At 45.1% G+C, this 17,160-nt stretch carries 17 protein-coding genes; all 17 read left to right on the top strand.

Annotation, left to right across the window (positions count from 1 at the left end):
- Positions 1-4 precede the first annotated feature (4 nt).
- Positions 5-1,336, top strand: coding sequence for a flagellar hook protein FlgE (gene flgE, locus DQX04_RS06225; protein ID WP_111915044.1), 1,332 nt, complete (start codon positions 5-7; stop codon positions 1,334-1,336).
- A 162-nt stretch (positions 1,337-1,498) separates the two neighbouring features.
- Positions 1,499-2,242, top strand: a complete 744-nt coding sequence (gene flgF / locus DQX04_RS06220) for a flagellar basal-body rod protein FlgF (RefSeq protein ID WP_111915043.1) — start codon at positions 1,499-1,501, stop codon at positions 2,240-2,242.
- Between the two features lie 50 nt (positions 2,243-2,292).
- Positions 2,293-3,081, top strand: coding sequence for a flagellar basal-body rod protein FlgG (flgG, locus tag DQX04_RS06215; RefSeq protein WP_111915042.1), 789 nt, complete (start codon positions 2,293-2,295; stop codon positions 3,079-3,081).
- 16 nt (positions 3,082-3,097) lie between these two features.
- Positions 3,098-3,781 carry a flagellar basal body L-ring protein FlgH gene (gene flgH, locus DQX04_RS06210; protein ID WP_111915041.1) on the top strand — a complete coding sequence of 228 codons (684 nt, stop codon included), beginning with the start codon at positions 3,098-3,100 and terminating at the stop codon, positions 3,779-3,781.
- 25 nt (positions 3,782-3,806) lie between these two features.
- Positions 3,807-4,919, top strand: a complete 1,113-nt coding sequence (locus DQX04_RS06205; RefSeq protein ID WP_111915652.1) for a flagellar basal body P-ring protein FlgI — start codon at positions 3,807-3,809, stop codon at positions 4,917-4,919.
- A gap of 27 nt (positions 4,920-4,946) precedes the next feature.
- Entirely contained in the window at positions 4,947-5,978 is a 1,032-nt protein-coding gene (gene flgJ / locus DQX04_RS06200) for a flagellar assembly peptidoglycan hydrolase FlgJ (protein WP_111915040.1), read from the top strand.
- Positions 5,979-5,991: 13 nt separating this feature from the next.
- Positions 5,992-8,001 (top strand): flagellar hook-associated protein FlgK, encoded by a 2,010-nt coding sequence (gene flgK / locus DQX04_RS06195; protein ID WP_111915039.1) that lies wholly within the window; start codon positions 5,992-5,994, stop codon positions 7,999-8,001.
- A 6-nt stretch (positions 8,002-8,007) separates the two neighbouring features.
- Positions 8,008-9,243, top strand: coding sequence for a flagellar hook-associated protein FlgL (gene flgL / locus DQX04_RS06190; protein ID WP_111915038.1), 1,236 nt, complete (start codon positions 8,008-8,010; stop codon positions 9,241-9,243).
- Between the two features lie 217 nt (positions 9,244-9,460).
- Positions 9,461-10,288, top strand: a complete 828-nt coding sequence (locus DQX04_RS06185; RefSeq protein ID WP_111915037.1) for a flagellin — start codon at positions 9,461-9,463, stop codon at positions 10,286-10,288.
- 300 nt (positions 10,289-10,588) lie between these two features.
- On the top strand, positions 10,589-11,008 hold the full coding sequence (locus DQX04_RS06180; protein ID WP_111915036.1) for a hypothetical protein: 420 nt from the start codon (positions 10,589-10,591) through the stop codon (positions 11,006-11,008).
- A gap of 205 nt (positions 11,009-11,213) precedes the next feature.
- Complete coding sequence (locus DQX04_RS06175; protein WP_111915035.1) at positions 11,214-12,032, top strand: flagellin; 819 nt, start codon at positions 11,214-11,216, stop codon at positions 12,030-12,032.
- Positions 12,033-12,342: 310 nt separating this feature from the next.
- Entirely contained in the window at positions 12,343-13,164 is an 822-nt protein-coding gene (locus tag DQX04_RS06170) for a flagellin (RefSeq protein WP_111915034.1), read from the top strand.
- Positions 13,165-13,609: 445 nt separating this feature from the next.
- The gene (locus DQX04_RS06165; protein WP_111915033.1) at positions 13,610-14,428 is read left to right on the top strand and encodes a flagellin domain-containing protein; all 819 of its coding nucleotides are present in this window, start codon (positions 13,610-13,612) and stop codon (positions 14,426-14,428) included.
- Between the two features lie 87 nt (positions 14,429-14,515).
- A complete protein-coding gene (locus DQX04_RS06160; protein WP_111915032.1) occupies positions 14,516-14,941 on the top strand; it encodes a flagellar protein FlaG in 426 nt (141 codons plus the stop codon).
- An 11-nt stretch (positions 14,942-14,952) separates the two neighbouring features.
- Positions 14,953-16,386, top strand: coding sequence for a flagellar filament capping protein FliD (gene fliD / locus DQX04_RS06155; RefSeq protein WP_111915031.1), 1,434 nt, complete (start codon positions 14,953-14,955; stop codon positions 16,384-16,386).
- Positions 16,387-16,419: 33 nt separating this feature from the next.
- Positions 16,420-16,848, top strand: a complete 429-nt coding sequence (gene fliS / locus DQX04_RS06150) for a flagellar export chaperone FliS (RefSeq protein WP_111915030.1) — start codon at positions 16,420-16,422, stop codon at positions 16,846-16,848.
- The gene (locus DQX04_RS06145) at positions 16,848-17,159 is read left to right on the top strand and encodes a hypothetical protein (RefSeq protein ID WP_111915029.1); all 312 of its coding nucleotides are present in this window, start codon (positions 16,848-16,850) and stop codon (positions 17,157-17,159) included. The genes fliS and DQX04_RS06145 overlap by 1 nt, the downstream gene beginning before the upstream one ends.
- Position 17,160 lies beyond the last annotated feature (1 nt).

Here is a 17,160-nt window from a genome sequence, read left to right as displayed (position 1 = left end):
ATTTATGTCTTTTAATATTGCATTAAGTGGTATGGCCGCGTCACAGAAAGACTTAGACGTAACGGCGAACAATATCGCGAACGTAAAAACAACGGGCTTTAAACAGTCTCGCGCGGAATTTGCTGACGTTTATGCGTCGTCAATTTTCTCGAACAACCGTACTAAAGCAGGTGACGGTGCATTAACCTCTCAGGTAGCACAACAGTTCGCTCAAGGTACGTTAAATTTTACCGAGAATGCGCTAGATATGGCGATTAAAGGTAATGGATTTTTTGCGACATCTCCTAGCATTACTTCGCAAGACCTTTCATATACGCGTGCAGGTAACTTTAAACTGAATCCAAACAATTTTATTGTGGATAACGAAGGTAACTTCCTGCAAACATTCCCAGTAGACCGCCGTTCTGGTGATACAACATCTGTTGCAGTAAGTACGATGCAGCCAGTACGTATTCCAGATGTTGCAGGTGCACCTAGTGAAACAAGCAACATTTATACTGCAATGAACGTGGATGCTCGTGTAACACCTATCGTGGAAACTGCACCAGGTGCGTCTAACTTCGATCCTTCGGTACCGTCTACATATCACTCGTCAACTTCAACTACTGTGTACGATTCATTAGGTGAATCTCACATTGTGAATATGTACTTTGTGAAGCGTGACCCGAATACATGGGATGTATACGCTACATTTGACGGTCAGCAAGTTGACTTAAATACACCTGATCCAAGTGCGACCAGTGCTGCAGGTAACGTGGGTACACGTATTACCTTTGATGCCAGCGGTAACCCTGTAATTACACCGCCTGCGGTTTCGTTCCCGCCGGTCGACTTTGATATGACACCAGCGTTGTTAGCGAATGGTGCGGACACCAGCCAAAACATTCAAATTAATTTCCAGAATGAAACGGGTACAACTGTTCCTTCACAGTATGCTTCAAACTTCGAAGTAACTAGCTTAGACCAAGACGGTACTACTGTGGGTCGCTTAACGAGTGTTGAAGTTGATGCGTCTGGCCAGATTGCTGCCGCGTATTCAAACGGTGACACTCAGTTCTTAGGTCGTGTTGCTTTGGTTAACTTCGCGAACGAGCAAGGTTTAGAGCAAATTGGTAGTACGAAATGGCGTGAAACGCTTGATTCAGGTACAGCAATTGCCGGTGAAGCGAATAGCGGTGTTTATGGTGCTATTGAGTCTTCAGCTCTGGAGAATTCTAATGTAAATCTGACCCAAGAACTTGTGGACATGATTATTGCGCAGAAGAACTTCCAGGCTAACTCACGTGCACTAGAAGTAAATTCTCAGTTACAACAAACCGTACTTCAGGTTCGTTAATGTTTCAGCAGTGATAGCACTGCGACGCGCGGCTTGGCCGCGCGTTTTTTTTATCCCCCTCATTTTCGCTCATCTTTCTATTTCTGGCATGTTTTGTGCATTTTATTTGTTAGCCGCATTCTTTTTTGCGGAAAGTGACAAATTTTCGTCGAGGACTTAGGTATGGATGACTTGCTATATATCGCTATGAGCGGTGCCAAAGAGAATATGAATGGCATTGCTTTGCGTGCAAACAACCTAGCAAATGCCAATACCACGGGCTTTAAAGCAGATTTGCAACAAGCGCGTGCAATGCAGGCTTATAACGAGGGCTTGCCCACTCGCGTGTTTTCTATGACCGAGCGACCAGGGCAAAACTTTGCCGATGGAGCATTCCGAACTACCGGCCGAGCCTTAGATGTGGCAGTTAGTGGACCGGGTTGGTTAGCGGTTTCAGATGCCAACGGGAACGAAGCGTATACCCGTAATGGTAATTTGCAAATGGACGCCAACGGCATGCTGCAAACTAGCAGCGGCCAACCAGTGTTAGGTGAAAATGGTCCTATTTTTGTACCGGTTCCTATCGCAGGGTTATTTATTGGTAACGACGGAACGATATCTGTTCGACCAGAGGGTGCGCCAGAAAACGTTATCGAAACGGTAGACCGCATTAAGTTGGTTAATCCCGTAAACCGTGACTTAGAAAAGTTGCAAGACGGTTTATTTCGAATGAAAGACGGTGGCCTTTCACCTGCAGACGGCACTGTTCGCATTGAGCAAGGCGCCATAGAGAGCAGTAATGTGAACGCCATTGAGGAAATGACAAACATGATTTCGTTGCAACGTAACTACGAAATCAACGTGAAAATGATGAAAACCGCTCAAGAGAATGACCAACGTTCTGAGCAATTGATGAGAATTTTCTAACCTGAATTGATTGCACAATTACGCATGATATTCGAGGACGGAGGTGGACTATGCATTCCGCATTATGGATCAGTAAAACAGGACTTGACGCACAGCAACGCGACATTTCTGTAACGTCAAACAACCTTGCGAACGCAAGTACGATTGGCTTTAAGAAAAGTCGAGCTATTTTCGAAGACTTGCTGTACCAAAACATTAACCAGCCAGGTGGCCAGTCTACACAAGACACCGAATTACCTTCTGGCTTGATGCTAGGTGCGGGTACTCGTGTTGTGTCTACGCAGAAGAACTTCAGTCAGGGCAATATGATTACGACTGAAAACTCGCTGGACATGATGATCAACGGCAAAGGATTCTTTGAAATCTTAATGCCAGACGGAAGTATTTCATATACCCGTAACGGTCAATTCTCGTTGAACGATGAAGGCCAAATAGTAACCCCTGGTGCGGGTTATCCTTTGAACCCCGCGATTAACGTGCCTGAAGATGCGCTTTCACTAACGGTGAGCCGCGACGGTGAGGTGTCTGTGACATTGCCAGGACAAGCCGGTAACCAGGTTGTGGGGCAAATTAATATGGCCTCATTTATTAACCCAGCTGGTTTAGAGCCTATGGGTGAAAACCTATTCAAAGAAACGGCTTCTAGTGGCGCTCCACTACAAGGTATTCCAGGTGTAGATGGTATGGGTAGTATCACTCAAGGTGCGCTCGAAACGTCGAATGTAAATGTAACTGAAGAGCTGGTTAATCTGATTGAGTCGCAGCGTGTGTATGAGATGAACTCGAAAGTAATCTCGTCTGTCGACCAGATGATTGGCTTTGCAGTTCAGCAGCTATAAGTTGAGTGAGGTTGTGATGCGTATACTTAAATTGATGTCAGCGTGTTGCTTAGCAATGTCGTTGCTGGCTTGTGCAAGTTCACCGCAGCCACGACCTATGCCTGACGACCCGTATTATGCTCCGGCAAACCCGGAGCCTGTGGTCGAGCCGGCGACACCCAATGGCTCTTTGTTTAATGGTCCTGAAAACAGCTTGTACTCTGACATTAAAGCCAGAGACATCGGCGACATTATTACCGTGCAACTGCAAGAATCTACGTCTGCCTCTAAAAGTGCAACGACGGACTTAGCGCGTGCGACGAACGTTAACCTGCCTACACCAACGATTGCCGGCCAAGAACTTACTTTCCGTGACTATTCGTTGTCTGCTTCATTAGATGGCAGTAGCAGTTTTGAAGGCGATTCTTCGGCAGACCAAAGCAATACATTAGAGGGTGACATTACCGTAACGGTGATACGCGTATTACCGAATGGAAACCTTATTGTGCGTGGTGAGAAGTGGCTGACGCTGAACAACGGTGAAGAATATATTCGCCTAACCGGCATTATTCGTCCGCAAGACGTGAGCTCGGAAAATACAGTGCTTTCTAATCGAGTTGCGAATGCACGCATTGAATATTCAGGAACGGGTAGTTTGGCAGACAATCAGCGTCAAGGCTGGTTAACCCGTTTCTTTAATGGCCCTTGGTGGCCATTCTAAGAGGGCTGTAACGATGTTGAATTATATGCGCAAACTAAAAAAGCAAGCAGGACTATTGGCATTGCTGCTCTTAGCCTCTAGCGTAATTACGCCTTTGGCTCAAGCTCAAAGAATCAAAGACATTGCTACGGTAGCAGGGGTGCGCCCGAACCAGTTATTAGGTTATGGCTTAGTGGTTGGCTTACCAGGTACAGGCGAACGAACCCCGTTTACCGACCAGTCATTTAGGACCATGCTTGGGAACTTTGGTATTAACCTTCCTGCAGACCAACGACCACAAATAAACAATGTTGCAGCTGTAGCTGTGCATGCAGAACTTCCTGCATTTGCTAAGCCAGGTCAGCAGATAGACATTACTGTGTCTTCTGTAGGTGACGCCGAAAGTTTGGCAGGCGGTACGTTATTACAAACCTACCTAAAAGGTGCTAATGGCGAAATTTATGCTGTTGCACAAGGCAACCTTGTGGTTGGAGGTTTTGGTGCTCAGGGCTTAGATGGTTCAAGTATTGTGATTAACACGCCTACTGTGGGCCGCATTCCTAATGGTGCCATTGTCGAGCGAGAAGTAGAAACTGGCTTCGCGCACACAGATTACATCACCTTTAATTTGAATCGTCCTGACTTCACTACTGCCCGTTATATGGCAGAGGCGATTAACGGTTTAATTGGGCCAGAAAGTGCTGTTCCAGTAGACGCCGCTTCTGTGCGCGTTATTGCCCCAAGAGATCCTGGCCAACGCGTGAGCTACTTGTCGACACTTGAAAATATTCAGGTGGAGCAAGGTGAAGCACCAGCGCGCATTGTTGTGAATAGCCGAACAGGAACCATTGTTGTCGGTCAGAACGTTCGCTTACATCCTGCTGCAGTGGCCCATGGGAACTTGCAAGTCACCATTACTGAAGACTTTGATGTTAGCCAACCTGAGCCATTTGGCGAAGGTGAGACAGTGGTAACACCAGACTCGCAAATTATCGTAGAGCAAGAAGATGCTCGCATGTTTAGGTTCGACCCAGGCGTGTCTATGAATGAACTTATTAATGCCATCAACATGATTGGTGCCGCTCCAGGCGACATTATTGCCGTGCTCGAAGCACTGAAGCAAGCTGGCGCTATCGACGGCGAGCTAATCATTATTTAATCGCGATATATTCGTGGAGACCATGCTATGAACGACAATCTTTCGAATCATACCTTAGAGCAGGCGCGCGCAGGTTTTGTGCACGACTTGCAAGGACTTGATTCGCTTCGTAGCCGTGGTTTGAATAATCAAAACGATCAGAGCGCATTACGCGAGGCCGCAAAGCACTTTGAATCGATATTCATGAATCAACTATTATCGAGCATGCGTTCGGCAAATGAAGTATTTGCCGAAGGTAACCCTCTGAACACGCAGTACACCAAGTTCTACCAGGATATGCAGGATCAGCAAATGGCGGTAGAGCTCTCGCAATCAGGAAGCTTAGGGCTTGCTGACTTGATTGTGCAACAGTTAAGTCCGCAAGGTAATGACCAGTACACCCCAGCGGAATTACTGCCAACGGCTTCATTCGGTGAGCAGTTAGCGCGAACTCGACAGTTCGCTAATAGCCCAGCACCGATGCAAAGCAACCAGAATGAAAGAAGTAATTATGTTGAGCGTTATGACCAAGATGAACCGACACCTGCTCGTGTGTCTTCACTTCGTCTAACTGAAAATGGCGACGCTTGGCAGGCAGGAGATCCTGTAGCGTTTTTAGAACGCCTTGCTCCGTATGCACAGCAAGCAGCTGACGAGGCAAATATTTCGGCTTTACCAGTATTAGCTCAAGCTGCGCTAGAGACTGGATGGGGAAGATATGTTGTCCCTCGCTCAGACGGTGAATCGAGTAATAACGTATTTAATATCAAAGCTGATCGCAGTTGGGACGGTGATCGTGCCGCGACAAGAACCGTTGAATTCGATGGAACGGTTGCTCGTTCTGAGCAGGCTCAGTTTAGAGCTTATCAGTCGGTTGCGGAAAGCTTTAGAGATTACGTCAACTTCCTACAGAGTAACCCGCGCTATGAACAGGCGTTGGAAGCAGGGCGTGACGCAATTCGATTTGTGGAAGGTTTGCAGGACGCAGGTTATGCCACCGACCCAGAGTATGCGAACAAGTTGAAGCGCATTATGAACAGCGATGCGATGCAAATGATCCGCGAACAGTTTGGCTTGTGAGTGAGGTTGTCTTATGTCATTTGATTTAATCAGAATTGGAACACAGGCTACGCAAGGTCATCAGCGTTCGTTGCAGGTTACCGGTAATAACATTGCCAATATCAATACGCCTGGTTATGTACGAGAGCGTTCTGTATACCAAGAGTCGCCATTTGGTGGCGGCATCAACCGAGTTGAAGTAGAGCGTTTGCTGGACAAGTTTACCCAGCGTCAGTATTGGACAGATACTTCTAGAAACGGCTACACCAAATCATTTTTAGAAGAGTCTGGCAAAGTAGACACTATGTTGGGTAATGACGAGGCTAACATTAACTCTGCCATTACTAAGTTTTTTGCGATGATGCAGGATCTTAACGACGACCCTGCTTCTATTACACAGCGCGACTTAGTTTTAGGGCAAGCTGATTCTACATTAGCTCAGATTAAAGATATGAATAGCTACCTGAATAACCAACAACGGTTATTCAATGAAAAGCTAGAGCTTACTGTGTCTAAAGCCAATACATTGGCGCAGTCGATTGGTGACATTAATAAGCAACTCGACTTTATTCGTCAGAACGCATCTTCCGGTGAGAGACACACTCTACTTAATGAACGCGATGAAAAAATTCGTGAACTTTCGGAGTTGGTGAACGTTTCCACTTTGGAAGATGAAAATGGTCGCTTACGAGTAAACCTTTCTACAGGGCAAGCCTTAGTTTTAGAAGACGGCACATACAACTTGATGGCGTTGAAAGGTGAGCCAGACCAAGACAGACCAGAGCTTGTCGCGCAGATTCGATCAGGCGGAAACCTATTAGAGCAAGGTATTGATGAACTTAAAGTTGGTGGTCAGCTGGGTGGTTTACTTGCCTATCGAGCTGAGGTTCTTGAGCCTACACAGATGAAGTTAGGTCAACTCGCGTTGGGCTTCGCAGACGCTATTAATGAACAGCAGCAGCTTGGTATGGACCTTGACGATGAATTAGGTTCACCCATGTTTTCCTTCAATGGGTCGCAAGTTTCAGGTGTTCCATTTCCAGCCAATACGGGAACGAACCAACAGGTTAATGTGAACTTAGTTGCAGGCGAACTCGACAAATTGGTCGCGAATAATTTCGAAATAGAAATGCTAACCGCCAATACCTATCGTGTGATGCCAGTAGACTACAACGGTGACATCATTGGTAACCCAGGTGACTATCCAACGTACACCGTTACACCACCAAATGGCGGTGGTGAAGACTTCGGTTTAACGATTGATTTTGCCGGCGGTACCTTCGCTGCAGGCGATCGGTTCTTGGTTAAGCCTACTAAAAATGCTGCTGACAATATTCAGCTTGCGTTTACTCGCCCTGAAGACATTGCATTAGCGTCTCCGGTTCGCGTCACTGATAATGCGAATAATGGCGGTCAAGGAACATTAGAGCTAGAAGGTTTATCTGCTACTGGAAACTTCTTTACTGGTAATGCTTTGAGTAATGCGGCTCCGGTACAAATCAATTACTTGGGCTTTACCGCAGGGCAGCATAATCTAGAAATCGTTCAAAACGACGGTACCGTGATTACTCATAACACTGCTGATATGAACGATTTATTTGGTCAAATACCTGCACTAGGCAACGCAGACTATGAAGTTAGCTTAAAAGGAAAGCCTAATGCGGGCGATGTGTTCACAATTGAATACAATACTGGGGCCATTAACGACAACAGTAACGGGTTGGCCTTAGCAGAACTGCAAAGAGAACGTGTTTTACGCAGAAACCCAGAAAGCATCACGGTAGACAACACTATGACTTTAACTGAAGGTTATGGTCGTTTGGTTTCTGACGTAGGTAATAAAGTTTCGCAAGCAAGAACTGCAGATGTGGTTTCTGGCGCTATGCTTGAACAGTCGAAACAATTCTATGAGTCGAGTGCGGGTGTCAGCTTAGAAGAAGAAGCTGCAAACCTTATTCAATATGAACAGGCGTACAATGCGTCGGCTAGAATTATTACCATCGCTCAACAAATTTTCGATACCTTACTGAATTCTACGAGGTAGTAAATTATGCGTATTCCAACGAACCAATTATATTCTAGAGGTTTAGATGCGGTGCTTGATGCACAGCGCAAGCTTGTGAATGTGCAGAACCAAATTGCTCGTGAAACTAAAATTCTTACGCCTGCAGATGACCCGGTTGGTAAAGCCCAAGTTATGGGTTTGGACGATCGTATTTCACAAAACGAGCAGTTCCAGCGTAATTCTAACCTATTAAGAAATCGCTTGGAGAGAAGTGAATCGGTTTTCAGTAGTATTACCACCGGTCTAGATCGGGCTCGTGTGCTAATGGTTCAGTCCGGTAATGGTGTTTACGACGAGCAAGACCGAAAAGCTTTGGCAGAAGAACTGAAAGGAATTCGTGACGAAGTTTTAGGACTTATGAATTCTAAAGATGAGAACGGTGACTACCTATTTTCGGGTTTCCAGAAGCGTACAGAGTCGTTTAGTAAAAACCCCGTGACTGGAAATTATGATTACAACGGAGACGATGGAAGGAACCAAGTTCAGCTTTCTCCTTCGCTCCGTGTGACCAGTTTGGAGCCGGGTAGTTCAGCGTTTCAAAATGTCGAAGCGAATCGCACTTTAAGATTTGCAGACAGTACTGGCGGAGTGAGTGATATCAATGCTCGTGTGGTTGATCGTGATGCTTTTGATAGCTTCCACGGAGCTCAATATGACAAAACTCAATCGCCAGCAGACAATGCATTACGTATCGACTTCGACGGAACCAACATTGAAGTTTTCCGTATCAATCAAACACCTGTGACTTCCGTAAGCGGCCCAACTCCGTACACACCTGGCGAACCTATGGTTTTTGAAGGCATAGAGTTGAACTTAGAAGGAACATTGGCAGCAGGCGATAGCATTGAAGTTCGTTTAAGTGAGCCAACTCAAAATGTCGTGACTACTATTGATCGTTTCATTGAAACCTTGGAAACCGAGGGCCTTACGTCCGATACCTTCCAGTCTCAGCTAGATGACGCTTTAGAGAATATAGATCGCGGGCAATCACAATTGGCTTCTACACGAGCTAAAATCGGTGGTCGTTTACAAGTTCTAGAAAATGCATTTTTAACTAATGCCGATCAAGAAATTTCTAACCGAGAAACGCGTTCGAAAATTGCCGATGTCGACTACTCAGAGGCGATGACTGAACTTACAAAACAAGATGTCTCGCTGCAGGCCGCTCAAGCGACCTTTACTCGAATTACAAGATTGAGTTTGTTTGACTTTATTCGATAGGAAGCACACTTTTGATTAAAACCAAAAAGCCCGTTTAAGGGCTTTTTTTTGTGTTTGATTGTAAATACATGAGATAAACCTCGTTTTTATACGTTTTATAGGTGAAAAAGGCTAAAGAAAATACAGATATCTCCGATAACTTAATTGTACAAACAAAATAATGATTAAAGGGCCGCAAAGAGCCTTACATCTGACGAGAAATCAGGAGAGAGCTGTTATGTCTTTATATGTAAATACCAACGTATCGTCGTTGAATGCTCAGCGACAATTAATCACCTCAAGCAACGCGTTAGATAAGTCTTTCCAACGCTTGTCTTCAGGCTTCAGAATCAACAGTGCAGCGGATGACGCGGCTGGCCTACAAATCACAAACCGCATGACTTCACAGATCATGGGTTTGAATCAGGCGGTTCGTAATGCGCAGGACGGTATTTCGGTAGCACAAGTTGCTGAAGGTGCCTTGCAAGAATCTACGAATGCACTACAACGTATTCGCCAGTTAGCGATTCAAGCACAAAACGGGATTAACTCAACGGCTGACCGCGTTGCTTTGCAAAAGGAAGTGTCGGCACTAAAAACCGAGTTGAACCGAATTGCTTCAACCACTCAGTTCGCCGGTAAGAGCCTTTTAGACGGAACTTACAATGAGCGCTTCTTAGTAGGTGCGAATGCAGGTCAAACGATCTCAGTTAACTTGTCTCGAAATGGCTTCTCAATTGGTGTGGGCGGCTTGAATATTGGTGACATTAGCGTGAGTTCTTTTGATGGCGCGGCTTCTGCGCTTACCCAAATTGATACCGCGATCTCTACTATTGGTGCAGCTCGCGCAGACTTGGGTGCTATCCAAAACCGCTTCCAGTCGACTATCCGAAACCTGAGCAATATTTCGGAAAACGTAACGGCTGCGCGTTCACGCATCATGGATACTGACTTTGCGAAGGAAACTGCAGAGCTGACGCGTTACCAGATCATCCAGCAAGCAAGTACAACTATCTTGGGACAAGCAAATCAGCGTCCTCAGGCAGCGTTGTCACTGTTGGGATAATAATACTCCCAAAAAGAGTAAGGAATGCTCTCTTGTTACGGCAAGATTGCCGGGCCAGGAAGGCCCGGCATTTTTGTATTTATTCCTAACTAAAAAACGGCAACTTTTGCCCCTTGCTATTTTTAAATTTTATCAGTTATACCCATTTCATTTGAATTTTCTTGTTAAGTGCTTAAAAGTGGCAATATTTGCCGTCTCTCGTTTTGCCGTTATATTTTACTTCCAAGTTGACGCTTTAATTGTATTCAGAAGCTATACCTCATAAACTGATTTCATAATAATTTGAATCAAGGACAACACATGACGATATCTACGCAAGAACTTGAAACCCTAATGCGAGACTCTGCACAAGATGCAATTAGATTTGCTCAAGAAGAGTTTTCAGTAGAACTGGACTCAAGCGCGAGCAGTGTTGCACAGGTGGACAAACTGATTCTTCTTATTCGCTCTGAATACAGTGAAGATTTACATGATTCGAAGTTGATTTTCACAGTATGTAATATGCTCGGTGCGTATGTAGGAGAAGTTTTCCGCAGATTTCACGGCGGCCAATGGGTATATGACGACTCAGATAAAGACGCCCCTGCGGTCTTTTTGGCACTGGGCGAATACACATTCGCATTCGCTGGCATGGTCTATCAACGCTTATTGAACGACGGTGTAATTAGTATCGAACAGTACTATTTACAAGCTGAAGAAGGCGCTGGGAAGAACCATTAAGCTGTTTGCTTAAAAAATATATATGGATTAAGTCACTGAAAAATAACAATAAATTATAGAAAAGCGGCAAAGCGGCAAAAAATTGCCGTTTTTTTCTAAAGAGTTGCCACCCCCTTCCGATAACTTGTGTGAGCATCATGAAGATGCCCTAGAAAACACACAGATTCTTCCCTTTACGGGAGCCAAACGAAAAGAAGGGGGACTTATGTCTCTTTATGTAAACACTAACGTTTCTTCATTAAATGGTCAGCGCCAGTTAATGAACTCAAGCAACTCACTAACTACCTCTTTTGAGCGTTTGTCATCAGGTTTCCGTATTAACAGTGCGGCCGATGACGCTGCGGGTTTGCAAATCACTAACCGCATGACTTCACAAATCATGGGTTTGAACCAAGCGGTTCGTAATGCTCAGGACGGTATCTCTGTAGCTCAAACTGCAGAAGGTGCATTACAAGAGGTGACCACTTCACTTCAACGTATTCGTCAGTTGGCTGTTCAATCTCAAAACGGTATCAACTCAACTGCTGACCGTGCTGCACTTCAAAAAGAAGTATCGGCTCTTAAAACAGAGATCAGTCGCATCGCGTCTACAACTGAGTTTGCTGGTAAGAAATTACTTGATGGTAACTTCTCAGAGCAATTCCTTGTTGGTGCAAACGCTAACCAGAATATCTCAATCACTTTGAGCCAGGACTTTTCAGCTTCAGGTTTAGGTATCAATGACTTGAGTGTTTCATCAACTGCGTCAGCGTCATCTGCGCTAGACACTATTGATAATGCGATTTCAACTATCGGTGCAGAGCGTGCAGACCTTGGTGCGATTCAAAACCGCTTCCAGTCTACGATTCGTAACCTGACTAACATCAGTGAAAACGTTTCAGGTGCTCGTTCACGTATTCGTGACACTGACTTCGCTGCAGAAACTGCCGAGTTAACTCGTGGCCAGATCATGCAGCAGGCTAGCTTGACCGTTCTGAGTCAGGCGAACCAGCGTCCTCAGGCAGCTCTATCTCTTCTAGGTTAAGAGTAAGCAGCAGGACTTAAGTTTGGGGGAAACCCCACCCTGGAAGTCGGCTGCTTGGGGAAGGAGGTTTCTCCGGGGGCACCCCAAGTAGCTGGCAGACTCCAAATTCTCTCTCTCGTCAGAGAATATTCGCCAGGCCTTCGGGCCTGGCATTTTTCTTTTTAGACGGCAAACACTTACCTCTAAATACGGCAATTTTTGCCGATTCTATTAAAGCAACCCGACAAATTGACGATATAATAACCGTAGGGGATTTGAACGGTGAGACAGCACTGTGCAAATCAAAGGTCCGCAATAGCGGGGCAGGGGCATGAGTTTATTTATCAATACAAATCTATCGTCTTTACGTGCACAGCGTATGCTGGGCATGTCTAGTCTTGCGCTAGATAAAAGTATGCAGCGCCTGTCTTCTGGCTTCCGTATCAATTCCGCAGCCGACGATGCCGCAGGTTTGCAAATTAGCACTCGCCTTACTTCTCAAATCCAAGGATTGTCGCAGGGCGTTCGCAACGCACAAGACGGTATTTCTGTGGCACAGGTTGCAGAAGGTGCTTTGCAAGAGAGCACCACGATACTTCAGCGTATTCGACAACTTGCGGTACAAGCTCAGAACGGAACGTATAGCACGCAAGACCGAGTTGCACTGCAAAAAGAAGTTACCCAACTGACTACAGAGCTGGATCGGATCTCTAGCAATACTGAGTTTGCAGGTAAAAAACTTTTAGATGGAAACTTTAATGCTTCGTTTTTGGTTGGGGCCAATGCCGGTCAAACAATTGACATTGATTTAACTGACCAAGCTTTTAGCAAGGCAGGCTTAAACCTTAACAATATTTCTGTGTCGAGTACTGCAGGAGCTTCTTCATTACTCGATCGAATCGATGGTGCTATATCAACTATTGGTGGTGCTCGTGCAGATTTGGGTGCGTTGCAAAATCGCTTTCAATCAAGAATTCGTTCCTTAAGCCAAAACCAAGAACAAATCACGGGCGCGCGCTCGCGTATTCGCGACACTGACTTTGCTAAAGAAGTAGCGGAAATGACACGCATGCAGATTATGCAACAAGCGAGCATTTCAATACTGTCGCAGGCGAATCGTTTGCCGGAATTGGTACTTCGTTTACTTGGGTAATTCAAAAGGTAGTTCAAAAAAGAACTGGCTGACCCGAGAAAGGAGGTTGTAGGGGGGCACCCGGATCAGCCAGCAGACAGTCGTCAAATATTTGTCTATTTCACATGTTCGTCGTCAATTTCCTATCAGACATCTATCTTTAAGCGAAACACGTGCCAACTTTCTAAATTGAGTGATTTTTTTCGTTTTAAGCCTTATCACGCTGTTATTTTAACACTTTGCGCAATTTTCTGTGTATTTTTTACTCAGTAAAGTTTATTAATTCTCAAGTAGTTACGGCAACAATTGCCGTAATTCGGAAAAAAATTGCCAAAAAAGCGAAAATTTTCCTCAAGTGTCTTTTTTGCGTGCCGATACATTCAGATGTAGGGGAACCTTAACTGTTATTTTGACGGTTAAGTTATTTGAAACGGCAAACAAGCTTAGCTTGTTAAAGGAGACAATTATGTCACTTTACGTAAACACGAACGTGTCATCTTTGAATGCACAACGTAACCTTAATAATGTAGGCAACCAACTTGGTACTGCATTTGAACGTTTGTCATCTGGTTTCCGCATCAACAGCGCAGCTGACGATGCAGCAGGTCTTCAGATTACAAACCGTATGACTTCTCAAATCATGGGTTTGAACCAAGCGGTTCGTAACGCTCAAGACGGTATCTCTGTAGCTCAAACTGCAGAAGGCGCATTACAAGAGGTGACCACTTCACTTCAACGTATTCGTCAGTTGGCTGTTCAGTCACAAAACGGTATCAATTCAACTGCTGACCGTGCAGCACTTCAAAAAGAAGTGTCAGCACTGAAAACAGAAATTAACCGTATCGCTTCTAACACTGAGTTCGCAGGCAAGAAATTGCTTGACGGTAACTTCTCTGAGAAGTTCTTGGTGGGTGCAAACTCAGGTCAAGATATTTCAATTACATTGAGCCAGCAGTTCAACGCGACTGGTCTTGGTATTAACGATGTTAGCGTTTCATCTACTGCTTCAGCGTCTTCTGCGCTAGATACAATTGACAACGCTATTTCGACAATTGGTTCTGAGCGTGCGGATCTTGGTGCGATTCAAAACCGCTTCCAGTCTACGATTCGTAACTTGACTAACATCAGCGAAAACGTAACTGGTGCTCGTTCACGTATCCAAGACACTGACTTTGCAGCAGAAACAGCTGAGTTAACGCGTAGCCAGATCATTCAGCAGTCTTCACTGTCTGTATTGAGCCAGGCTAACCAGCGTCCTCAGGCAGCATTGAGCCTTTTAGGATAAGTAATGCGTAGCAGCTATTCTATTTAAACTATACTCGTTATAGTTTAATAGATAGCTGCCAGCACTAGTTGCAGTTGGGAGGTCAATATGAGTATTGAAATCGCCGCAAAAGTGACTCCACAGAGTCCTCTTAGTGACGTTCAAAAAGAACAAACCGCAGAGGCTCGTGGGAAAGAGGTGCTGGCAGAAAGTCTAAATGGATCTAACCGTGGTCAAGCGGAAAAAGCTGCGAAGTCTCAGTCTGAGAAAGAGCAAGAAAGTCCGTTGGAAACTAAAGGAATCGGGGAAGTTGTCGATAAATTAAATGAAGTGCTTGAGGTGACTAATCGCCAATTGCAGTTTAAGGTCGACGACGAAGCTCAACGTACCGTGATTTCTGTGTTGGATCAGGAGTCTGGCGAGAAAATCCGTCAAATTCCTAGTGAAGATGTTCTGCGGTTAGTGTCTCGCATGCGAGAAATGGGAGATGGGGTCGACAAAGCTGTTGGTGTTCTCATCGATAGCAAGATCTAAAGAGGTGTAGTATGGGTGTTTCATCATTAGGTATTGGTTCAGGCTTAGCCTTGGACGACTTACTCGCACAGCTAGTTCAAGCTGAGCGAGCGCCTAGGATTGCGGCATTAGATAAGCGCGAAGACGAAACCAAAGTGCAAATTTCTGCAATTGGTAAGCTTCGTTCTGCAATGAATGCGTTACGCACGCCGTTGGATACGCTTGGCGATCCAGACCGGATGCAAGCGCGCGCTGCTACTGTGAGTAATCCTGACAGTGATAACCCTTATTTCACCATGGAATCTTCTCGTTCTGCTGCACGCGGCAACTACAGTATAGAAGTGCTGGACTTAGCTCGAGGTACTCGAGCTGAGTCTGGTGCTTTCACTGGTGTAGACCAAGAAATTACAACCGCTTCAGGCAACCTAACATTCGCAACTCAAGACGGAGAAGATTCGTTTAGCGTTGCTGTGGGTGCCAATGCTTCTTTGGAAGACATAGCAAGAGCGATTAATGAATCTGATGATAATTTCGGTGTGAGTGCTAGCTTAATCAATACGGGCGGCTCAACACCAGAAACGAGATTGGTGTTTACTTCGGATAAAACCGGAGAAGACAAAGAGCTTATCGTTTCGAATGATAATGAAGAATTAGATAGTGTATCGACCGTAGCCACGGGTGCAGGACCTGCAGGTATGACAATCGATGCAGAAGATAGCGCTGCAGATGCCCGCATTAGTATCGATGGTATCGAGGCATTTAGTTCGACGAATACCTTTGAAAATACCATTCAAAATACGTCGATTACCGTATTAAGAGAAACCGGTACTGAGGGAGCAATAGACGCTAGCGTAGACTACGACGCTGAGGGCGTGAAGTCTGCAATTGAATCTTTTGTTTCTGCATATAACAAGCTAATCGATGAGATTAACAACAGTACGAAATATCGCCCTGCCGGGGAAGACGGAGAGAGCAAAAGTGGTCCTCTAATCGGTGACTCAATGGTGCGCTCTATTCAGTCGACATTTAGTTCTATTGTTGCGGGTAGCACGGGTAGCGGTGAAATTAATAACCTGTTCCAGATTGGCCTCACTTTCGACAGCGACGGCAAGCTGGAATTCAGTTCTGACTCGATTGGCGACCAGGGCACAGGTAAGCAACGATTAACAAATGCTTTAGAAGAAAACTTTGACGCTGTAGCTGAAATGTTCTCTGGCGAAAATGGTATTGCTAGCCGATTAGACACTCTCGTGACTCAATATGGTCAGTCAGGTGGTTTATTGCAAGCTCGCTCACAAGCGGTACAAAGTCAACAAGAGCTAATTAAAGACGAGCGCGAAGCGTTCGAGCGCTACATTGAAAACTATGAAGAAACTCAGCGCAAGCGATTCGCTGGGCTCGACAGCACAATTACTAGCTTACAAAGCAATGCAAACATGATGTTTGCTCAATTGGGCATGGCTTAGGCCTAATTGACCTAATTTAACTGAGGTACCCTTATGTATAACAAAGGTTTGAAAGCGTATAAGACGGTAGGTGTGAGCAATCAGGCAGCAACTGCAGATCCTCATCGTGTCATTCAAATGTTACTGCAAGGGGCTCTTGAGAAAATGGCCTATGCGAAAGGGGCAATTGAGCGCAAAAATCATGAGGAAAAAGCAAAAAACCTGACCAAAGCAGTAGCGATTGTGTCTGCATTGCAAGGCGCTCTGAATTTAGATGTTAAGGCAGACGTAACAAGCAACCTTTATGATCTTTATGCTTTTATTATGGATCAGCTTACTGACGTAAGCCTTGATAATGATGTAGAGAAAATTGATAGAACCATGTACATTGTTCGTCAAATCAAAGAAGGTTGGGATGCGATACCTGAAGAAGCGAAAGAAGAAGGATATCGTATGCAGAGCGAGCGAGAGGCGATGGGTTAATGAACGATGACAAAATAGCCGAACATATAGAAGCTATTCAGTCACTCCAAAGCGAAATTGAGCAACTATTTGCAGACCCTGAAGATACACGGGAAACTGTCGCTGCGAAGCTTGAAACACATGAAAAGAGGCTGGAAAGCCTCTTTGCTGATCTTGGCGGCGAAAAACCAGACGACCAAACCTTACGCTTTCTTAGAGATACACAGAAAAAAATAGAAACCTGGACTCAGCAAGCCATGCGCGAAAGAGAGCAAACTAAAAAAATATTGCTTGAATTGGCGCAAGGACGAAAAGCTAAGAAACTATACTAAT

This window comes from Aliidiomarina sp. B3213 (assembly GCF_003290085.1).
In the GTDB taxonomy this organism is placed as follows: Bacteria; Pseudomonadota; Gammaproteobacteria; order Enterobacterales; family Alteromonadaceae; genus Aliidiomarina.
Note: the sequence above shows the minus strand (reverse complement) of the source record. Positions and strands in the feature narration are given on the sequence as shown.